Below are 18,372 nucleotides of genomic sequence, written 5' to 3'. Positions count from 1 at the left end.
TTTTTCCGCGCAACTCCGGTCCCTCTGCGGCGGCCCATATGTTGTTGATTATTAGCCGGGCCGGGTTGTGTGCGACACACGCACGCCCCGCCGTTTCTCAGGCGAGAGGGAGACCATTTTCTGCGCAGCCCCTAACTGCCCGCCTGCATCAACGGCGGATCGAAAGGGCACCGGCCCCATCTCGCCGGCGATGCTTGACCGGTGCAGCCGAAACAGGACAGGGACAGTATGAGGCAAAGTTGGAGAGCGGGGATGAAGGAGGATGAAAATTTCTTCGCGGGCGGCTGTTTTCTCCGTCATCCCTGTGCTTGTCACAGGGATCCAGCGCGCCCAAGTCCTTGGGCGCAAAAGACAGTTTGCCATTCAGAGAAGCCAGGGAGAAATGTCCTCCCATTCCGGATTGACGCTTTCGATCAGATTGAGCTTCCACGCTCTCGGCCATTTCTTGATGGTCTTTTCCCGCCGGATGGCATCCACCACCAGATCATGGATTTCGAACCAGACGAGCGTCTTGACGCCATAGCGGCTGGTGAAGCCCGGCGTCAGCTCATTCTGATGTTCATAGAGCCGCCCCGGCAGATCGCTGGTCACGCCGGTATAGAGCGTGCCGTTCCGTTTCGATGCCAGGATGTAGACATAGCCACAGCGCATGAGGCGATGATTGCATGACGTCTACATGCACGTAAAGGTTTAATTCGAACTCGTTGGTAAGGCAAAGCAGCCACCCAGCCGGACGATTGCTCAAAGAGTCCTCTCGCCGTGCAGACGCACGGCGGCTGGATTCCTGTGACAAGCACAGGAATGACGGGAGGATGTAGTGCCGGCGTGCCCCACTTACTCGCCGGGTATATCTCAAACGAAAACACCTACTCCGCCGCAAGCAGCGGGCGCTCGTCCTCGTCCAGCTTGCGGGCGCGGGCCGCATTGGCGAGTTCCTGATGAAGCCGATGCTCATCATGGGCGTGCGGGGTGGCGAAGCGAGCGATCAGGAGATAGGCGACCGGGGTGATGAAGAGCGTCACCAGCGTGGCGAAGCCGAGGCCGCCGACAATGACCCAGCCGAGCGCGATGCGCGCTTCGGCGCCAGCCCCCTGGGCCAGCACCAGCGGCACGCCGCCGATGACGGTCGCGATCATCGTCATCATGACCGGGCGAAGGCGGATGGAGCAGGCCTTCTCGATCGCCTCGCGAACGCTCGCGCCGTGATCGCGAAGCTGGTTGGCGAATTCCACGATCAGGATGCCGTTTTTGGCCATGACGCCCACCAGGAGCACGAGGCCGATCTGGCTGTAGACGTTGAGGCTCGAGCCGGTGACCACCAGCGCGATCGCGGCGCAGGCGAGCCCGAGCGGAACGGTGGACATGATGATGATCGAGGAAAGCACGCTTTCGAACTGCGCGGCCAGCACCAGGAAGATGATGGCGATCGCGAAGCCGAAGGTCATCAGCATGGCGTTCGAATTCTCGCCCAGCGTCTTGGCTTCGGCGAGCGGCATCAGCCTGGAGCCCGGCGGCAACAGCGGCTCGGCAAGTGCCGTCACCTCGTTGACCGCTTGGCCGAGCGAAACACCGTCGCGAAGGCCTGCGGAAATCGAGACGGAAGCGAGCTGCTGTTCGCGGTTGAGCTGCGGGGCGACCGCGTTTTCCTTCAACGTCGCAATCGTCGACATCGGCACGATCTTGCCGTCGCCCGTCTTCAGGAAGATGTTTTCGAGATCGGTCGGATCGTCGATCGGCCGCGTGGTGGAGGTGAGCTTCACCGGCAGCGCGTCGCCGCCGACGAAGACATCCACGACAGACCGGCCCTCCAGCAGCGATTGAAGCGCGGTCGAGAGCCCCGTGATATCGATGCCGAGATCGGAGGCACGCTCGCGATCGATCGTGACGGAGAGCTGCGCCTGGGTCGGCTCGTTGGTGAGGCGCGGCGTATCGAAGAGCTGCGTATCCTCCATCTCGCGCACGAGCTGCTGCGCAGCCGCCGTCAGCTTTTCATAGTCGTGACCGACCAGCGCCATCTGCAGGCCGTTGCCGGCGCCGCGGATGCGCAGGCTGTTCGATTGCATGGCAAAGCCGCGCAGTGCCGGCACTCGCTGGGCGGCCGCATTGATGTCGGCGACGATCTGATCCTGCGTGCGGTCGCGCTCGTCCCAGGGCGCGAGTGTCAGCACCATGAAGCCGCTGTTCTTGTTGCTGCCGAAACCGGAAATCGAGAAAATATTCTGGATCTCGCCCGAATCCACCAGCGGCTTCAGGTTCTCCTCGACACGCTGAAGCTGGTCGCGCGTGTAATCCAGGCTGACGCCCTGCGGAGCCGTGGCCCGCATCATCACCATGGAACGATCCTCGCGCGGCGTGATCTCGCTCTTGACCAGACCGAAGACGTTATAGGCGGCGACCGAGAAGAGCACCGCAACGACGATGACGACGAGCGGAGCGTTCAGGCAGGAGTGCAGCGCCGAGGCATAGAGGCGGGCGAACTTCTGGCCGAACCAATGCAGCGGCCCGTGCTTTTCCTTGATCGGCTTTACCAGCATGCGCGAGGCCAGCATCGGGCAAAGGGTCAGCGCGGTGATGGAAGACAGCGCGACGGCAAAGGCGAGCACGAAGCCGAATTCCTTGAACAGGCCACCGATCTGGCCGGGCAGGAAGGAGAGCGGAATGAACACGGCCGCCAGCGTCGCCGTGGTGGCGATGACGGCGAAGAAGACTTCCTGGGTGCCGAGGACGGCCGCGGCACGCGGCCCCATGCCCTCCGACCGCCGCCGGACGATGTTTTCCAAGACAACGATCGCATCGTCCACCACAAGGCCGGTCGCCAGCACGATCGCCAGCAGCGTGAGGATGTTGATCGAGAAGCCGACCAGATACATCGCGATCAGGGTGCCGATCAGCGCCACGGGCATGGTGAGCGCCGGAATGAGCGTCGCGCGCCAATCCCGCAGGAAGAGGTAGATGACGACGACGACGACGGTCGCCGAGAGCAGGAGGGCGATCTCCACCTCGTGCAGCGCGCCCTCGATGAAGACGGCGTCGTTGCTGGTGACCGCAATCCGCGTGCCCTCGGGAAGGATCGACTGCATCTCGGCGACGGCGGTCTTGACGCCTTCGGAAATGTTCAGCGTGTTCGACTGGGCCTGGCGGATGATGCCGAGGCCGACGCCCTGCACGCCGTTCGAGCGCAGCACCGTCGTGCCGTCGTCCGGACCGAGGCTCACGGTCGCGACGTCGCGCAGGCGCACGTTGGGACTGATGAGGACGTTTTCGAAATCATGTGGCGTGGTGAGGTTGGCGGTGGCGCGCACCACGATGTCCTGCGTCGTGCTCTTCAGTGAGCCGGCCGGAACGTCGAGGGCCGCACTTTCGAGCGCATTCGAGACATCGCCCACCGTCAGCCCGCGGCCGGCGAGTGCCGCCTGGTTCACGTCGACGCGGAAGACCTTCTCCTGGTCGCCGTAAAGCTCGACATCGGCCACGCCCTCGACCGCCGCCAGACGGTCGACGATCTCGTTGTCGACGAGCTGGGTCAGGTCGTCCATCGAAAGTTTGCTGGAGGTGACGGCAAGCCGCATGATGGCTTCGGAATCGGAATCCGCTTTCACGATGCGGGGATCGTCGGCGTCATCCGGCAGCTGGTTGGTGATGCGGCCGATCGCATCACGCGTGTCGTTGGCGGCTTCCGAAAGATCGACGGAATCGGAGAATTCCAGCGTCACGCGGCTGGAGCCGAACTGCGACTGCGAGGAAATCGCCTTCAGGCCGCTGACGCGCGCCACCGCCCCCTCGATGACCTGGGTCACCTCCTGGTCCATGGTCTGCGGCGATGCGCCGTCGTAATTGGTGCGCACCGTGATGACGGGCTGATCGACATCCGGCAGCTCGCGGACCTCAATGCCGAAGAGCGCGGCAAGTCCGGCGACCACGAGCAGCGTGTTGAGCACCGCCGCGAGAATCGGGCGGCGGACGAAGAGCGCAGTGAAGGTCTGGCTGGATTTCTCCTCGCCCGGGATCGGGCCGGTCGGGGGAACCTCTATCTTCATTGGCTCGCCACCTCCGCCGATGCCGGGGCTCCGAGAACGCGGACCGCGCCGCCTTCACGCACGCGCTGCAGGCCTTCCACCACGACGGGATCGCCCTCCTTCAACGCGGCCTCCACGAGGACCGAATCCGGATTGCGCTGGATGATGCGCACGCGGGCCTTCACCGACTTGCCGTCCTGGACCTGCCAGACATAGGAGCCCTCGCCGTCCCACTGGACGGCCAGCGGATCGACCGTGGGATAGGTCTCGCCGGGGAAGCGCATGGAGACACTGAAGGACATGCCGGCGCGCAGCTCGTCTTCGGCATTATCGACGCGGGCGCGGATGCGCATGGTGCGGCTCGCGGCATCGACACGGTTGTCGATCGACTCGACCGCGCCGGAGAAGACTTTGCCCGGACGGGCGATCGAGGTCGCCTCCACCGGCAGGCCGGCGGTAACGGCAGTCGCAAACCGTTCCGGGGCCCAGAAATCGACGAGGATGGCGGAACGGTCGTCGATCGTCACTATGTTGGTCTGGGTGGTGACGTTGTCGCCGATATTGACCGCGACGATGCCGGTAATGCCGTCGATCGGCGCGGTGATATCGCGGCGCTTCAGGTTGAGCTCGGCGGTGGCAAGGGCGAGCTTGGCCGACTGCTCGGCGATCTGCGCATCCAGGACGTCGAGGCGGGAGACCGACCGGAGATTTCTGTAGGAGGCGGATTTTTCCGTGGCGCTCTGCAGCGTCACCCGCGCCTTGTCGCGCTCGATGATCTGCTCGTCATCGTCGAGGCGGGCGAGAACCTGGCCCTTCTTAACCTTCTCGCCGGAGCGGACCATGATCTCCGAGATGGTTCCGATGGACTGCGGCATGACGACGACCGACTGGATGGCCTCGCCGCTGCCGATCGCGGAGAAGCGGTCGTTGACGGTGCCGGTCGCAACGGGACGGATCGCCACCGTGGTCGCGCGGTTTCCACCGCCCTGCCCTGCACCTTGGGTCCCACCCTGACGCGGTGCGTCGGGCTCGTTCTCCGGCGAGGCAGCCTGACCGCCTTGTTCCGGACGGATAGCGGCAACCACCTGGCCCGGCACGCCGATCTTCGCCAAAATCCCCCCGGCGCTCGGCACCAGGAAAACCCAGAGACAGAGCGCTCCGGCAAGTATAGCCATGCCGAGTACAAGCTGTTTCCAAATCCGCATTCAGTTCTCCGGGTCGGGCGCGCGCAAAAGCCTTGATTTTCCGGCCAAGTATCCATTTTTGCGGGCGCGCAGGCAATGGCGGATCGACAACCTTACGGAAATGTAATTTACCCGTGAAAAGTCCAGGGTCGGACGACCTACGAGAGTCCGGAAGCAGTCTCTCCACAATTTAGCCGCTCCTTGTGGAGAGATTGGGAATAAAAGAGGAACATTTTCTAGCCTTTCAGGCTCGAATCACTACATTGGCCGCATGACTAACAGTTTCGACGACATCCCGTTCTTCGACGAGGAACCCGCGCCGCGCAAAAATCCCGAGCCGGCGGCCGGCGGCCTCGGCATCGCCGCCCGCGCCATGGCGGCCCGCGACCAGCGCCGCGCCGCGCCGGATTATCTCTCCGGTCTCAACCCGGAACAGCGCGAAGCGGTGGAGACGCTGGACGGGCCCGTATTGGTGCTCGCCGGCGCCGGTACTGGCAAGACGCGCGTGCTGACCACCCGCATCGCCCATATCCTCGCCACCGGCCGCGCCTTCCCTTCACAGATGCTGGCCGTCACCTTCACCAACAAGGCGGCGCGCGAGATGAAGGAGCGCATCGGCGTGCTCGTCGGCGGCGCGGTCGAAGGCATGCCCTGGCTCGGCACCTTCCACTCGATCGGCGTCAAGCTTTTGCGCCGGCATGCGGAGCTCGCGGGGCTTCGCTCCGATTTCACCATTCTCGACACGGACGACGTGATCCGGCTCATCAAGCAGCTCATCCAGGCCGAGGGGTTGGACGACAAGCGCTGGCCCGCCCGTCAGTTCGCCGGCATGATCGACGGCTGGAAGAACAAGGGGCTCTTGCCGAAGGACATTCCGGAGGGAGACGCGCGGGCGTTTGCCAACGGCAAGGGACGCGAACTCTACGCCGCCTACCAGGCGCGGCTCAAAAGCCTCAATGCCTGTGATTTCGGCGATCTGCTGCTGCATCCGATCGCGATCTTCCGCCAGAACCCGGACGTGCTGAAGGACTATCACGACAGGTTCCGCTACATCCTGGTGGACGAATATCAGGACACCAACACGGCGCAGTACATGTGGCTGAGGCTGCTCGCGCAACGGCCGAAGGGCGTGGCCCAAAACGTCTGCTGCGTCGGCGACGACGACCAGTCGATCTACGGCTGGCGCGGCGCGGAGGTGGACAACATCCTGCGCTTCGAGAAGGATTTTCCGGGCGCCAAGGTCATCAAGCTGGAGCGCAACTACCGCTCCACCGAGCACATTCTCGGCGCGGCCGGCCATCTGATCGCCCATAACGAGGGCCGGCTCGGCAAGACGCTCTTCACCGACCGGGTCGATCCGGACGACGAGAAGGTGATCGTGCACGCCGCCTGGGACTCGGAAGAAGAGGCCCGCGCCGTCGGCGAGGAGATCGAGCGGCTGCAGCGGGGCGACGGCAATGGCAATAGCGGCGGCAAGAAGCACGCCCTGAACGACATGGCGATCCTGGTGCGCGCCTCGTTCCAGATGCGCGAATTCGAAGACCGATTCGTGACGCTCGGCCTCAACTACCGCGTCATCGGCGGTCCGCGCTTCTACGAGCGGCTCGAAATCCGCGACGCCATGGCCTATTTCCGCCTGACCTGCCAGCCGGCCGACGACCTCGCCTTCGAGCGGATCGTCAATACGCCGAAGCGTGGGCTGGGCGATACCACGGTGCGCTATCTGCACGACTATGCCCGTGCCCGCGACATCCCGATGCTGGCAGCGGCTTCCGAAATCATAGAGACGGACGAGCTGAAGCCGAAGGCGCGCAAGGCCCTGTTCGACCTCGTGCAAAACTTCAGGAACTGGCAGCAAAAGCTTGAAGCAGTTACTCATCTAGAGCTTGCCGAGCAGATCCTCGAAGAGTCCGGCTATACCGACATGTGGAAGAACGACAAATCGGCGGAAGCACCGGGACGGCTCGAAAACCTGAAAGAACTCATCCGTTCCATGGAGGCTTTCGAGAGCATGCGCGGCTTCCTCGAACACGTCTCGCTGGTGATGGAGGCGGAGCAGAACGAGGACATGGATGCGGTCTCGATCATGACGCTGCATTCGGCCAAGGGGCTGGAATTCGACACGGTCTTCCTGCCCGGCTGGGAAGAAGGCCTCTTTCCGCACCAGCGGGCGCTGGACGAAGGCGGGCGTTCGGGGCTCGAAGAGGAGCGGCGGCTGGCCTATGTGGGCATCACCCGCGCCAAGCACCGCTGCCATATCTGGTTCGTCTCGAACCGCCGCATCCACGGGCTCTGGCAATCCACCATGCCCTCACGGTTCCTCGACGAGCTGCCGCCCTCCCATGTGGAGGTCGCCGCCTCCGACAACAGTTACGGCGGTTATGGTGGGCGCGGCGGCTATGGCCAATCGCGTTTCGACAAGGCGGAACCGTTCGCCAACAGCTATTCGACGCCCGGCTGGCGGCGCGCTCAAGCGAACCGCACGGATGCCACCCGCGACAATTGGGGCACCCGCTCTGGCCATGCGGTGGAGCGGATCGGCTATGGCGAGAGCGGCCCGCGCGGGCGCACGATCGAAGGCGAGCTCGTGGCGAAATCCGTGGCCGACACGCCGTCCAAATTCTCCATCGGCGACCGGGTGTTCCACATCAAGTTCGGCAACGGCAATATCTCGGCCATCGAGGGCAACAAGCTCACCATCGATTTCGACAAGGCCGGCCAGAAGCGGGTGCTGGACGGGTTTGTGGAGAGGGTCTGATAGGCTGTTTCCACATCATTCCGGTGCGGCGGGTGCCGCAATCCGCCTGTCGAGCCAGACCATTGTCGCCCCGACGACCAGAAAACCGATCGCTATCATCACCGCGTTGAGAAGAACCTGCGTCCATCCGAGAGCGCCGACATCGAGGAAGGGATAGGCATAGGAGCCTTGCGCCCGGCCGCGGATGGTGCCGTAGGCGAAATAGAGAAGCGGATAGAGCATCCACTGGAACGGCGCACGGAAGGTGAGCGCGTTCCTGGGAACGAAGAGCAGCCAGAACAGCGGAACGAGGACCGGATTGAGCCGGTGCAGCAGGAAATCCGCGAGGAGGCGCGCGCCTTGAAGCTCCCGCAGCCCTTGCAGCAGAAGAGCGAAGACGACCCCGACCAGCATGATGCTGAGCGCCAAACCGCCGACCCGCCAGCTATCTTTCGGGCGAAGTCCCGCGATGGCGATGTGGCTGAAGACGATGGCGACCAGGAAATTCGTGATGATCGTGAAATAGCCGAAGATCGCCCAGAGCGCACCGGCCAGACTTGCCCCATTCACTATCACCGTGCGCAACTCGATCAGGAGGCCGAGCCAGGCGGAAATCGCGATTGCCGCGGCAGCCATTCGCGACAGGGCGGATGCGCGTTCCGTGAGCATTCAGTTCTCCCGCAGTTGAGAGGAGATTCCTCTGCAACCTTCTACACGATCGGCCGGAACATTTCATCTCCTGGAATCAGCCTGGCGAGACAAGCCCTCTCACATAGTCCCGTAGCGTCATCCTTCCCCGCCTCACCCCGTTCGCAGGCCGCATCGGCGCGTCCAGCGTCAGCCCCGTCATGCCCGCATAGGATTTCACGGCCGCATCGGAAAAGCCGAGCGCGCGATAAGCCCGCTCCCATTCTTCGCGCGGCGTGGTGACGGTCCTGACCGGCCTTCCCAGAACTTCGGCAAAAGCCGCAGCGACATCGGCCGGGCAGTAATGCTCGGGCCCCTCCACATGCAGCAGCCGAGCCTGCTCGGCCGGCTCCATCATCAGATCGGCCGCCGCCTCACCCAAATCCTGCGGAGCCACCATCGGCAAGCGATGATCCTCCGGGAAGAAGGTATTCAGCACGCCCTCTGCCCGCGCCGCTTCCAGCGCGAAATCCCAATTGCTCATATAGTAGGCCGCGCGAAGGATGCTTGCCGGGATCGGTTGCCGCTTCAGCCCCTCCTCCAGCCCGTAAAGCGTGCCGAGATCACCGATCCCTTCGCCCTTCTGGGCGCCATAGGTGGAGTGGCCGACGACCTTTTCCAGCCCTGAGCCCTCGATTGCCGCGAGGATCGAGGCGATCGTCGCCTTCTCCTCGGCGTCCGTATCGCTCGATGGCGGCGCGGGCGGATTGAGCGCATAAAGGCGCCCGCCCTTTCGAAGGATTTTTCGGAGCGCTTCGGTGTCATGGACATCCGCGGCCGCGATTTCCGCGCCCTTGCGGCGCAGCCGATCCGCCTTTTCGGGATGCCGCGCAACGATCGTCACCGGCTCGCCGCGCGAAAGAAGCGTCTCGGCCGCCACAGATCCCACATGGCCGGTTCCACCAAGAATGATGTGCATCGGGTCCTCCTCCTGGGTTCAAGAAGGAATTCTCCACAGCCGCCAGGGTTCCCTGCGCGCAGGGATCGGCATTGCGCCTGCCTTCGTGGACGGATACCTCTTCCTGCACGCAAAAATACGGAGGACGCCGATGCAGCTCACCAATCAGGACGTGATCGAACTGACCGCATGGCGGCGGAAGCTGCACACCATGCCGGAGGTTTCGGGGCAAGAGGTGGCGACCGCCGCCGAGGTCATGTCCTTTCTTGGCGAGACGCGGCCGGACCGCGTGGTCTCCGGTCTCGGCGGCACGGGCGTGGCGGTGATCTACGACAGCGGAAAGCCGGGGCCGACGGTGATGTTCCGCGCCGAGCTCGACGCGCTGCCGATCGAGGAATTGGGCCAGCCGGAACATCGTTCGCGCATTCCCGGCAAGGGTCACATGTGCGGGCATGACGGGCATATGGCGACGCTCGCGGCACTCGGCCGGGCCTTCGGCCGGAAACGGCCGGAGCGCGGGCGGGCGATCCTGCTCTTCCAGCCGGCCGAGGAAACCGGCGCGGGCGCGGCGGCGGTGATCGCCGACGAGAAATTTGCCGAACTGCGGCCCGATTACGCTTTCTCCCTGCACAATATGCCGGGCCTGCCGTTTGGCCATGCCTGGCTGAAGGAGGGCACGGCCAATTGCGCCTCGCGGGGCCTGAAGATCGTGCTCGAAGGCAGGACGGCGCATGCCTCCATGCCCGAAACCGGCATTTCTCCCGCGCCTGCCGTCGCAAGCCTGATGCCGGCGCTCACGGGCTTGAGCAGAGGCACGGTCGCCGCCGGCGATCTCGTGCTTGCGACCGTGACGCATGCCTCGATCGGCGAACCGGCCTTCGGGATTGCGCCGGGACGGGCCGAGCTATGGGTGACGCTACGCACCATGACGGACGGACAGATGGAGGCGCTCGTCGCGGCGGCGGAGACGTTGGCCAGCGACGCAGCCGCGGCCGGCGGGCTCCAGTGCCAGATGGAATATCACGACATCTTCGGCCATTGCGAAAACGACGCGGAGGCCACGAGGCTGCTGCGCGCCGCAATGGATGCGGAAAAGGTGAGCCACGAGGACGGCGAAGCGCTGCGGGCGTCGGAGGATTTCGGCCGTTTCGGCGCGGTCTCCAGATCGGCCATGTTCTTCCTCGGCGCGGGCGAGAACATGCCGGCGGTGCACAATCCCAATTACGATTTTCCGGACGAGCTGATCCCGATCGGCGCGAGCGTGTTCATGCGCGTAGGCCGGGATATTCTCGGCTGACCCAATACGTTACGTGTCGCGGCCGCCGAAGAGGTTGACCAGCAGGTTGTTGCTCCTGCCGGGGCGGCGGCCGTCATGTTCGGGCACGATGACCATATGGGTGACCTCGCCGCGGCGGAAGGCGGCCAGGAACTTGTCGTAGTTCTTGAACGCGACGCAGCCGTGCGAATCGCCGGGATTGGAGCGCAGGAGATAGGTGTGCGCCAGGAGGCCGGTGCGGCCCTGCGGATGCTTGCCGTCGACGGAGGTCAGGCGGATGGCGGCGACGCCATGAAAGGGCTTTTCGCGCATCGACAGTCTGTAGGTGCCGGGAGGCGTTGGGCCGTTCATCTTCACATGCGTGTATTTCGGGTTGTCGCGCATCTTGCCGATGCCGGAATGGGCCTCGAGCTTCGTGCCGTTCGGCATGTGCACGACGCCGTTGGTGATGTCGTAGATGGCGACCTTGCTGCCGATTCCCGGCCATTTGGGTGCTGGAGCCGCGGGCTCTTCGCGCATCGGATTGTTCGGCTTTGCGAAGGCAAGCGCGGTCGGCTCGTCGTCCTTGTCCTTCTCCACCTTGCGGGGCTTCTGCGGCGCGACCTGGTCGATCGCGGCCAGCGCGTTGGCGGTCGCAGGCTTCGGAGCGGCTGCCGGACGCGTGTCGGGCAGCGGGCCGGCCATCGGCAGACCGCTGGCGTCAGCAGGAGCGGGAGCGGGAGCGGGAGCGGGAGCGGGAGCGGGTTCCTCTACGATCGCGGGCGCTTCCTCAAGGGCTGCCATTTCGACTGGCGGCATGTTCTCGAGTTCCGCGACGCTCACCGGCGGCGCGGCTTCCTGAACCAGATCCGGCGCCGATGCACCACGCGGCGCGACTACGACGAGGCTTGCCATGGCGGGAGCGAGCGCCGCCTTGATGGTCTTTGCTTCGGGCCGGCTCGCCGCAAGCTCGGCGAATTTCTCCTCATGGGCGGCGCGCGCGAAAGCCACTTCCAGGTTCTGCCTGACGACGGCGGTCTCCGGGCGGCGCGCATTCAGGGCTGCAAGTTCGGCCCCTTCAAGACGGGCTGCCTTGGGTGCGGCGGCGAAGCGGTTTTCCAGCCGTGAGAACTTGGAAACTTCGAGATGCCGATCCGAGGCCACGGGTGGAGCTGCGAGCGGCCGCACCAGAGCGGTTTCGAAGCCGACGCTGGAAGCGCCCCTGACCGACATGGCGAGCGTCACGACGCTTGCCGTCATCAGCGTCGCGACGACGAGGCCGGTCCCGATGACCATGTTCGTCAGAAGCGAGCGGCGGGGTTTCCTGCGGCGCGGACCCGTTACCTGCATATGTCCGCTGTTCTTGGAAACCTGGATCGAACGCACCATCACCCGTTACCCGTACCGTCACTCACACCGATGCCCGCCGCTTTTCTCGCGGCCCCCGCGAACGGCGGGGAAACGGGCGAATACGCATGAGAATGAACGAGTATGGTAACCAATGTGTTTACACCGCCCCGATGTGATACGCCGCCCTGTCAATATTTTCGGAATCGCGAATACAGCCGCAAATTGCCCAAAATTTAGCGAAAATGCGGCGGGGAGGTGTCAGCGGAGCATTCGGAGCGGCTGATGAGGCCGGGGCAGACGGCTTAGCCGTCGATCCTGCGGATGGTGGCGCGCTCCATGAAGAACCATGGACGAAGCTTGACGCCGAGCACATTGCCCGCGAAGGCTGCGACCGCCCAGAGATAGCCGTGCAGGCTGCCCGACGCGATGCCGGAGAAATAGGCCCCGATATTGCAGCCATAGGCGATGCGCGCGCCGTAACCGAGCAGGAGCCCGCCGATGACCGCGGCGAGGATCGAGCGCAGCGGAATATCGAGGCTCGGCGCAAAGCGGCCAGCGAGTGCTGCAGCCAGCATGGCGCCGGCGACGATGCCGAAATCCATGACCGAGGTGACATCCGCAAAGACGCTGCCGGCGAGCGCCTTGGCGTTGGCGGGTGTCTGCCAATAGGTCCAGGCGGTGGGGTCTATGCCGATCACCTGTGCACCCTTGGCGCCCCAGAGCGCGAATGCCGAGGTGATGCCCCAGGGCCGGCCGGCGAGCGCCAGGGTGGCGAAGTTGAGAAGCGCCAGCGCGACCGCGCCGAACACCAGCGGCCAGGGACCACGCAGGAAGCGCGCAAAGCCTTCGCGCGGCGATGCGGGTTCCTTTTCGAGCGTGCCGTGACGGATTTTCTCGATCCACACGGTTAGAGCCGCGATCGCCGCGAAGATCAGAAGCGAGACGGCGATGCCACCCGCCGCGCCGAAGCTGGTGACGAGCGAGGTCGGCGGCAGCGACGGCAGGCTCACCCACCAGTCGAAATGGATGGTGGCGAGAACAGAGCCTAGGATGAAGAAGAAGAGCGTGACCAGCATGCGGGCATTACCGCCGCCGGCGGTAAACAACGTGCCGGAGGCGCAGCCGCCGCCAAGCTGCATGCCGAGGCCGAACATGAAGGCGCCGACGATGACGCCGAGACCGGCGGGCGAAACCGAGCCGCGCACCTCGTTGCCGAAGAGCACGCCATTGGCGAGCGCCGGGAAGAACAGGATGACGGCGATGGCGAGCAGGATCATCTGCACGCGGAGCCCCCGTCCCCTGCCCTCGGCGATGAAGACGCGCCAGGCGGAGGTAAAGCCGAAGGCCGCATGATAAAGCGAAATGCCGAGCGCGCCGCCGATCAGGAACAGCACACCTTGAACGGGGCCGTAATAGAGCCCGAGCAACAGAGTGCCGACAACGAGCGCCGCGAGTGCTGCAAGTCCTGGCGCGCCGAGCGGAGGCAGGCCGGCGGCACGCGGCTCGATGGAAGACGAAACGGACATGATGAAACTCCAATCTTTGGAGTGTGTATAAACGCCGCGTCCAAGCCTCGCGAGGAACGAGGTTTCAACCTCCGCCAAGCATGCGGATTCGTCTTTCCGTCTTCGCCGCCCACGCCTAAAAAGCTTCCTTATGTCGAGGGAACCACCCCCGATTGCCCTTAGAGCTTGATCCTCGACGCATGGCTTGTCATCTTACGCGCAAGCAAGGGAATTTGGAGGAAGCGCGATGAAGGCCCTGCTCCTGATCGACATCCAGAACGGTTTCTGCCCCGGCGGCAATCTGCCCGTGCCCGAAGGCGACAAGATCGTGCCGATCGTGAACCGGCTGATCGAGGACGGCGGCTACGACCTGATCGTCGCCTCGCAGGACTGGCATCCGGAGAACCATGGCAGCTTCGCCTCCCGGCATCCAGGCAAGAAGCCGTTCGAGATGGGCGAGCTTTCCGGCCAGCCGCAGATGATGTGGCCGGATCACTGCGTGCAGGAAACGGCGGATGCGGATTTCCATCCCGATCTCAACACGGACGCCATCGACTTCATTCAGCAGAAGGGCGAGAACCCGGCGATCGACAGCTATTCCGCCTTCCGCGACAACGACCGGGCGGCGGTGACGGGACTTGCCAACTATCTCAGGGCCCAGCAGGTGACCGAACTCGATCTCTGCGGGCTGGCCACCGATTACTGTGTGAAGTTTTCAGCGCTCGACGCGCTGGAAATGCTCCCGGACGTGAAGGTGCGTTTCATCAAGGACGCGAGCCGCGGCATCGATCCGAAAGGCGTGAAACAGGCGATCGCCGAGATGGAGGCCAAGGGTGTGACCATCCTGACGAGCCGGGATATCCTGCGCTCCTGAGCGGGCCGCCGGCGCAACAGGATCGGCGGCATGCTTCAGCGGAATCGATAGATCCATCAGCCCAATTGAATTGCCTCCGGCACGCTTGACGCTTAAACGCTGCGCCAGAGGTATTCCCATGAACCGCAGCGATCTTCTAGAAGGCGTCAGGGGCGGAGCCATCATCGCGCTCTCTTCCGCACCGTTTGCAGTGCTCTTCGGCGCCGTGGCCGTCGATAACGGGCTTTCAGTCGCCGAGGCCGGGCTGATGAGCGCCGTCGTCTATGCCGGCGCCAGCCAGCTCGTCGGCATCGAGCTCTTCGGGCAGAACGTCGCGCCCTGGCTGGTGGTGCTGTCCGTCTTCGCCGTGAACTTCCGGCATGTGCTCTATTCGGCCGCGATCGCCCGCTTCATCCGGCATTTTTCGCCCGTCCAGAAGTTCTTGACCTTCTTCCTGCTGACCGATCCGCAATTCGCCGAAAGCGTGCGGCGCGGCGAGGACGGGCGCGGTGTCAGCTTCATCTGGTATCTCGGCTTCGGGGCCGCGATCTATTTTCCCTGGCTGTTCTTCAGCGTCGTCGGCGCCTATTTCGGCCGGATGATCGGCGATCCGAGGACGCTCGGCATCGACGTGCTGCTGCCGATATACTTCCTCGGCCTGGTGCTCGGCTTCCGCAGCAAGCCCGGCTTCTACCCGGTCGTGCTCGCAAGCGTGCTGGGCTCCGTCCTCGGCTACCATTTCGTCGGCTCCCCCTGGCATGTCAGCATCGGCGCGGTCGTCGGCATCATCGTCGCCGCGCTTCTGCCGTTGCCGGCTTCCGAACCCGAGGGCGAGCCCGCAAGCGAGACGGAGGCCTGAGATGGAAGACCATTCCAGCATGGGCATGGTGCTGCTGATCGCCGCCGCCGCGGTCGCGACTTTCCTCACGCGCATCGGCGGCTATGTGCTGATCACGCGCATGAAAACCATTCCGCCGCGCATGGAAGCGGCACTGAATGCGGTGCCCGCCGCGGTTCTGGCGACGCTCGTGGCACCTGCCTTCTTTACCGGCGGCTGGGACGTGAAGATCGCCATGGGGGCAGCCCTTCTCGTGGCGCTGCGTTACCCCGGCCTCATCATGCTCGCTGCCGGCTGGGCGGCGGCAATGGTCTGCCGCCACCTTCTGGGCTTCTGACGAGCCCTCTCAGAGCGTTTCCAGGATAGGGCATTCCAGAAGGCGACCCGTCGTGGCATCGGCAATGCCGCGATCGGTCTGGTGCGGCCCGGCATTGCAGGCAAGCGTCGCGCCGAAGCAGGCCTTGAAGACCAGGTAGGGCGGCTGCCAGTCCACGATGCGGTCCACCGCCGCGCGGATCGCCGAAAAGCCTTCGGAGACTTCCTTCAATCCGGCTTCGGAAACAAGGCCCGCCAGTGGCAGGGGCAAAATCGCATCGACCTTGCCGGCGGAAGCGACCGCCAGGCCGCCGCCCGCCTCGATCACCGCATTGGCGGCCGCCGCCATGTCACGGGGGTTGCCGCCGAACACCGCGAGATTGTGGCTGTCATGCGAAACGGTGGTGGCGAAAGCTCCGCGCCAGGCGCCCCAACCCCTCAGGAAGCCAAGACGGGTGCGGCTGTCGGCGCGGCCGTGGCGGTGGGTCACGGCAATCAGCGCCGTTCCCTCCGGGGGTACCACGTAACCGTCGACGACATCCGCATCCGTCTGCCCCCAGCAAGTGAATCGCGGCTGGTCGATCGTCGCGAGGCGAACCTTGCGGCCTTCCGCGCGCAACCGGAAATCCTCTTCCCGCAAAGGCTGGAGCTTCACGGAATCGCGAAGCGGCATCGGGTCCGCGGCGGTCAGCTCCACGACCATGTTTCCGCCCTTGGCGACCCGCCTGCCGCTGACGAAAACCTCGCGCACGCGAAAATCCGTCAGATCCTCGAAGAGGACGATATCTCCCCGCCGTCCGGCGGCGATGAGACCGAGATCGGCCCGGCCGATGCGGCGGGAGGCGTTGAAGGTGGCGGCCTGCAGCGCCCATTCCGGCTTCATGCCGTAGCGCACCAGCCGGCGCACCACGTCGTCCAATCCACCCTGATGGTAGAGATCGTCGGGGAACACGTCGTCGGTGCAGAGCGTCACCGTCTGCGGCAGATGGCCGAGCTTGTTCAGCGCCTCGACGAATTCCGGCAGAAGGTGATCGTGCGAGCCGCGCAGCTCGATCGTCAGGCCAGCGCGCAGCTTGGCCAGCAGATCGCCGCCCGAGACCAGCTCGTGATCCGACGTGACCCCGGCGGTCATGAAAGCCTGGAGATCGCCGCCGGCGAGGCTGCGCGCATGGCCGCAGATCAGCTTTTCCGAGGTGAGCGCCGCCTGGACGATATCGGTCATGCGGGGATCGCGCTCGATGACGCCGCGCATGTTCATCATTTCCGCAAGGCCGCCGATCTCCGGCCATAGCAGCATTTCCTCGATGACATCGGCATCGAAATCGGCGCCGGCCATTTCGAGCCCCGGCGCGGAGGGCACGCTGGAGGGCGCCAGCATGACGGCGCGCAGCGGCAGCTTCTTCTTCGCCTCGACCGCCCAGCGCACGCCATCGACGCCGTAGACATTGCCGAATTCGTGCGGGTCCCAGACGATGGTGGTGACGCCCCGCGGCAATACCGCCGCCGCATAGTTTGCCGGCGTGACCATGGAGCTTTCGACATGCATATGCGTATCGATGAGGCCGGGCGAGACGAAGGCCCCGCCGGCATCGACGGTTTCCGCCGCGTCGGCGCGGCTGCCGGCTTCATGGACGCTGGCGATCAGCGGCCCGACAAGGCCGATATCGGCGCGGCGCAATTCACCCGTCACCATGTCCACCAGCGTACCGCCGGCAATCAGCACATCGAAGGGCGCATCGCCCCTCGCCGCCTCGACCGCGCGCTCGCGCAGTTGCGGATCGTTGAACTCGCAAACGGTCGCGATCATTCCCTTCATCGGCCTGCCTCCATTCTCAGGGCATCCAAAATCATCGTGCGTGCCCGGCCGGCATCGATATCCGCTCCGTAGGCAGCGTTGAATTCGGCCTTTCCGGGCCGTGTTTCCAAAATGGTGCGGCCGCGGGTGAGCGCGCCGGCAAGTTCGACATCGAGCCGTGCTTCACGCCATGTCACCGCTTCGGGACAGACGAAGGCGACGGCCGCGACGGCATCGTAGAGCGACATCGCCGCCCTGCCCCGGCTGGTGGCGATCCCGATGAACCCTTCCAGCAGATCGGCGACCAGAGCGGCGTTGCGGCCGCCGGCCTCGCGTATGGGGAGGACGTCATCCGGGCCGGCCAACACCTTGCGGCAAAGATCGAGATCGACCATGCGGAAGGGAATGCCGTGCGCCAGTACGATGGCCAAGGCCTCGGGATCGGCAAAGGCGTTGTATTCGGCCGAAGCCGTGTGATTGCCGCTGGTCACGCCGCCGCCCATCCAGACGATCTCTGTAATCCTTGCCGCCAGATCGGGGCGGGCAAGTGTCAGCACCGCGATATTGGTGAGCGGACCGAGCGCCAGGATGCGGCGCGGCCCCTCGCCTTCCAGCCAAAGGCAGAGAGCGGAAAAGGCATCCCCCAGTTCCGGCACGGGGACCTGCGGCAGATGCAGGCCGGCGGTCGGCATGCCCGCCGCGCTGAGCACGCTCTCGGCGGTCTCGATGCGGCCGAGAACCGGCGCCGCGCGACCGCGATGGACGGGAAACCGCCAGCCGAAGGCTTGCGATGCCCCGGCGGCATTCTTTTCCACCTGGGCAAGCGTGGCATTGCCGAAGACCAGCGAAACGCCGTCCACCGTCTCGCCCGATGCCAGGACGACCATCACTGCGGCGATGTCGTCGAAGCCCATGTCGGTATCGATCCAGACGCCCATC

The 18,372-nt window shown here is 64.7% G+C and carries 14 protein-coding genes; 5 read left to right on the top strand and 9 right to left on the bottom strand.

The features are described 5' to 3' along the window. Window positions 1-363: 363 nt before the first annotated feature. The 3 genes from ACE04I_RS21510 to ACE04I_RS21500 all read right to left on the bottom strand — a co-directional run bounded on the left by ACE04I_RS21510 (window position 364) and on the right by ACE04I_RS21500 (window position 5,221). Window positions 364-651, bottom strand: coding sequence for a GIY-YIG nuclease family protein (locus ACE04I_RS21510; RefSeq protein ID WP_046792615.1), 288 nt, complete (start codon window positions 649-651; stop codon window positions 364-366). A 215-nt stretch (window positions 652-866) separates the two neighbouring features. Next, complete coding sequence (locus ACE04I_RS21505) at window positions 867-4,037, bottom strand: efflux RND transporter permease subunit (protein ID WP_046792616.1); 3,171 nt, start codon at window positions 4,035-4,037, stop codon at window positions 867-869. Next, window positions 4,034-5,221 carry an efflux RND transporter periplasmic adaptor subunit gene (locus ACE04I_RS21500; RefSeq protein ID WP_046792617.1) on the bottom strand — a complete coding sequence of 396 codons (1,188 nt, stop codon included), beginning with the start codon at window positions 5,219-5,221 and terminating at the stop codon, window positions 4,034-4,036. The genes ACE04I_RS21505 and ACE04I_RS21500 overlap by 4 nt, the downstream gene beginning before the upstream one ends. Window positions 5,222-5,471: 250 nt before the next feature. Here ACE04I_RS21500 and ACE04I_RS21495 point away from each other — a divergent pair, with 250 nt between their 5' ends. Further along, window positions 5,472-7,958, top strand: coding sequence for an ATP-dependent helicase (locus tag ACE04I_RS21495; RefSeq protein WP_046792618.1), 2,487 nt, complete (start codon window positions 5,472-5,474; stop codon window positions 7,956-7,958). 15 nt (window positions 7,959-7,973) lie between these two features. On the opposite strand, the gene ACE04I_RS21490 is transcribed toward ACE04I_RS21495, so the two are convergent. Both ACE04I_RS21490 and ACE04I_RS21485 read right to left on the bottom strand, forming a co-directional pair. Continuing rightward, complete coding sequence (locus tag ACE04I_RS21490; protein WP_046792619.1) at window positions 7,974-8,606, bottom strand: Pr6Pr family membrane protein; 633 nt, start codon at window positions 8,604-8,606, stop codon at window positions 7,974-7,976. A gap of 76 nt (window positions 8,607-8,682) precedes the next feature. Then, entirely contained in the window at window positions 8,683-9,543 is an 861-nt protein-coding gene (locus ACE04I_RS21485; RefSeq protein WP_046792620.1) for an NmrA family NAD(P)-binding protein, read from the bottom strand. Window positions 9,544-9,673: 130 nt separating this feature from the next. On the opposite strand from ACE04I_RS21485, the gene ACE04I_RS21480 reads away from it, so the two are divergent. Then, on the top strand, window positions 9,674-10,819 hold the full coding sequence (locus ACE04I_RS21480; RefSeq protein ID WP_046792621.1) for an amidohydrolase: 1,146 nt from the start codon (window positions 9,674-9,676) through the stop codon (window positions 10,817-10,819). Window positions 10,820-10,828: 9 nt separating this feature from the next. On the opposite strand, the gene ACE04I_RS21475 is transcribed toward ACE04I_RS21480, so the two are convergent. Together ACE04I_RS21475 and ACE04I_RS21470 are read right to left on the bottom strand one after the other, a co-directional pair. Further along, window positions 10,829-12,166, bottom strand: a complete 1,338-nt coding sequence (locus ACE04I_RS21475; RefSeq protein WP_487207590.1) for a DUF2778 domain-containing protein — start codon at window positions 12,164-12,166, stop codon at window positions 10,829-10,831. 263 nt (window positions 12,167-12,429) lie between these two features. After that, window positions 12,430-13,653: a YeeE/YedE family protein gene (locus ACE04I_RS21470; protein WP_046792622.1), complete on the bottom strand. Its 1,224-nt coding sequence runs from the start codon at window positions 13,651-13,653 to the stop codon at window positions 12,430-12,432. Between the two features lie 226 nt (window positions 13,654-13,879). Between ACE04I_RS21470 and pncA the strand changes: the two genes are divergently transcribed. The 3 genes from pncA (at window position 13,880) to ACE04I_RS21455 (ending at window position 15,660) form a co-directional block, all read left to right on the top strand. After that, window positions 13,880-14,506, top strand: a complete 627-nt coding sequence (gene pncA / locus ACE04I_RS21465) for a bifunctional nicotinamidase/pyrazinamidase (protein ID WP_046792623.1) — start codon at window positions 13,880-13,882, stop codon at window positions 14,504-14,506. A 118-nt stretch (window positions 14,507-14,624) separates the two neighbouring features. After that, complete coding sequence (locus tag ACE04I_RS21460; RefSeq protein WP_046792624.1) at window positions 14,625-15,344, top strand: AzlC family ABC transporter permease; 720 nt, start codon at window positions 14,625-14,627, stop codon at window positions 15,342-15,344. A 1-nt stretch (window position 15,345) separates the two neighbouring features. Next, the gene (locus tag ACE04I_RS21455; RefSeq protein ID WP_046792625.1) at window positions 15,346-15,660 is read left to right on the top strand and encodes an AzlD family protein; all 315 of its coding nucleotides are present in this window, start codon (window positions 15,346-15,348) and stop codon (window positions 15,658-15,660) included. A 9-nt stretch (window positions 15,661-15,669) separates the two neighbouring features. On the opposite strand, the gene ACE04I_RS21450 is transcribed toward ACE04I_RS21455, so the two are convergent. Further along, window positions 15,670-17,454: an adenine deaminase gene (locus ACE04I_RS21450; RefSeq protein ID WP_046792626.1), complete on the bottom strand. Its 1,785-nt coding sequence runs from the start codon at window positions 17,452-17,454 to the stop codon at window positions 15,670-15,672. Continuing rightward, window positions 17,451-18,371: a nucleoside hydrolase gene (locus ACE04I_RS21445; protein ID WP_046792627.1), complete on the bottom strand. Its 921-nt coding sequence runs from the start codon at window positions 18,369-18,371 to the stop codon at window positions 17,451-17,453. The genes ACE04I_RS21450 and ACE04I_RS21445 overlap by 4 nt, the downstream gene beginning before the upstream one ends. Window position 18,372: the final 1 nt, after the last annotated feature.

The sequence above is a fragment of the Rhizobium moroccans genome (assembly GCF_057559155.1).
This window is presented reverse-complemented; position numbering and strand designations above follow the sequence as displayed.

Bases quoted from the DNA above. Each gene is read 5' to 3' on its own strand.
- ACE04I_RS21510 (WP_046792615.1), bottom strand. From the start codon at position 651: ATGCGCTGTGGCTATGTCTACATCCTGGCATCGAAACGGAACGGCACG.
- ACE04I_RS21505 (WP_046792616.1), bottom strand. From the start codon at position 4,037: ATGAAGATAGAGGTTCCCCCGACCGGCCCGATCCCGGGCGAGGAGAAA.
- ACE04I_RS21500 (WP_046792617.1), bottom strand. From the start codon at position 5,221: ATGCGGATTTGGAAACAGCTTGTACTCGGCATGGCTATACTTGCCGGA.
- ACE04I_RS21495 (WP_046792618.1), top strand. From the start codon at position 5,472: ATGACTAACAGTTTCGACGACATCCCGTTCTTCGACGAGGAACCCGCG.
- ACE04I_RS21490 (WP_046792619.1), bottom strand. From the start codon at position 8,606: ATGCTCACGGAACGCGCATCCGCCCTGTCGCGAATGGCTGCCGCGGCA.
- ACE04I_RS21485 (WP_046792620.1), bottom strand. From the start codon at position 9,543: ATGCACATCATTCTTGGTGGAACCGGCCATGTGGGATCTGTGGCGGCC.
- ACE04I_RS21480 (WP_046792621.1), top strand. From the start codon at position 9,674: ATGCAGCTCACCAATCAGGACGTGATCGAACTGACCGCATGGCGGCGG.
- ACE04I_RS21475 (WP_487207590.1), bottom strand. From the start codon at position 12,166: ATGGTGCGTTCGATCCAGGTTTCCAAGAACAGCGGACATATGCAGGTA.
- ACE04I_RS21470 (WP_046792622.1), bottom strand. From the start codon at position 13,653: ATGTCCGTTTCGTCTTCCATCGAGCCGCGTGCCGCCGGCCTGCCTCCG.
- pncA (WP_046792623.1), top strand. From the start codon at position 13,880: ATGAAGGCCCTGCTCCTGATCGACATCCAGAACGGTTTCTGCCCCGGC.
- ACE04I_RS21460 (WP_046792624.1), top strand. From the start codon at position 14,625: ATGAACCGCAGCGATCTTCTAGAAGGCGTCAGGGGCGGAGCCATCATC.
- ACE04I_RS21455 (WP_046792625.1), top strand. From the start codon at position 15,346: ATGGAAGACCATTCCAGCATGGGCATGGTGCTGCTGATCGCCGCCGCC.
- ACE04I_RS21450 (WP_046792626.1), bottom strand. From the start codon at position 17,454: ATGAAGGGAATGATCGCGACCGTTTGCGAGTTCAACGATCCGCAACTG.
- ACE04I_RS21445 (WP_046792627.1), bottom strand. From the start codon at position 18,371: ATGGGCGTCTGGATCGATACCGACATGGGCTTCGACGACATCGCCGCA.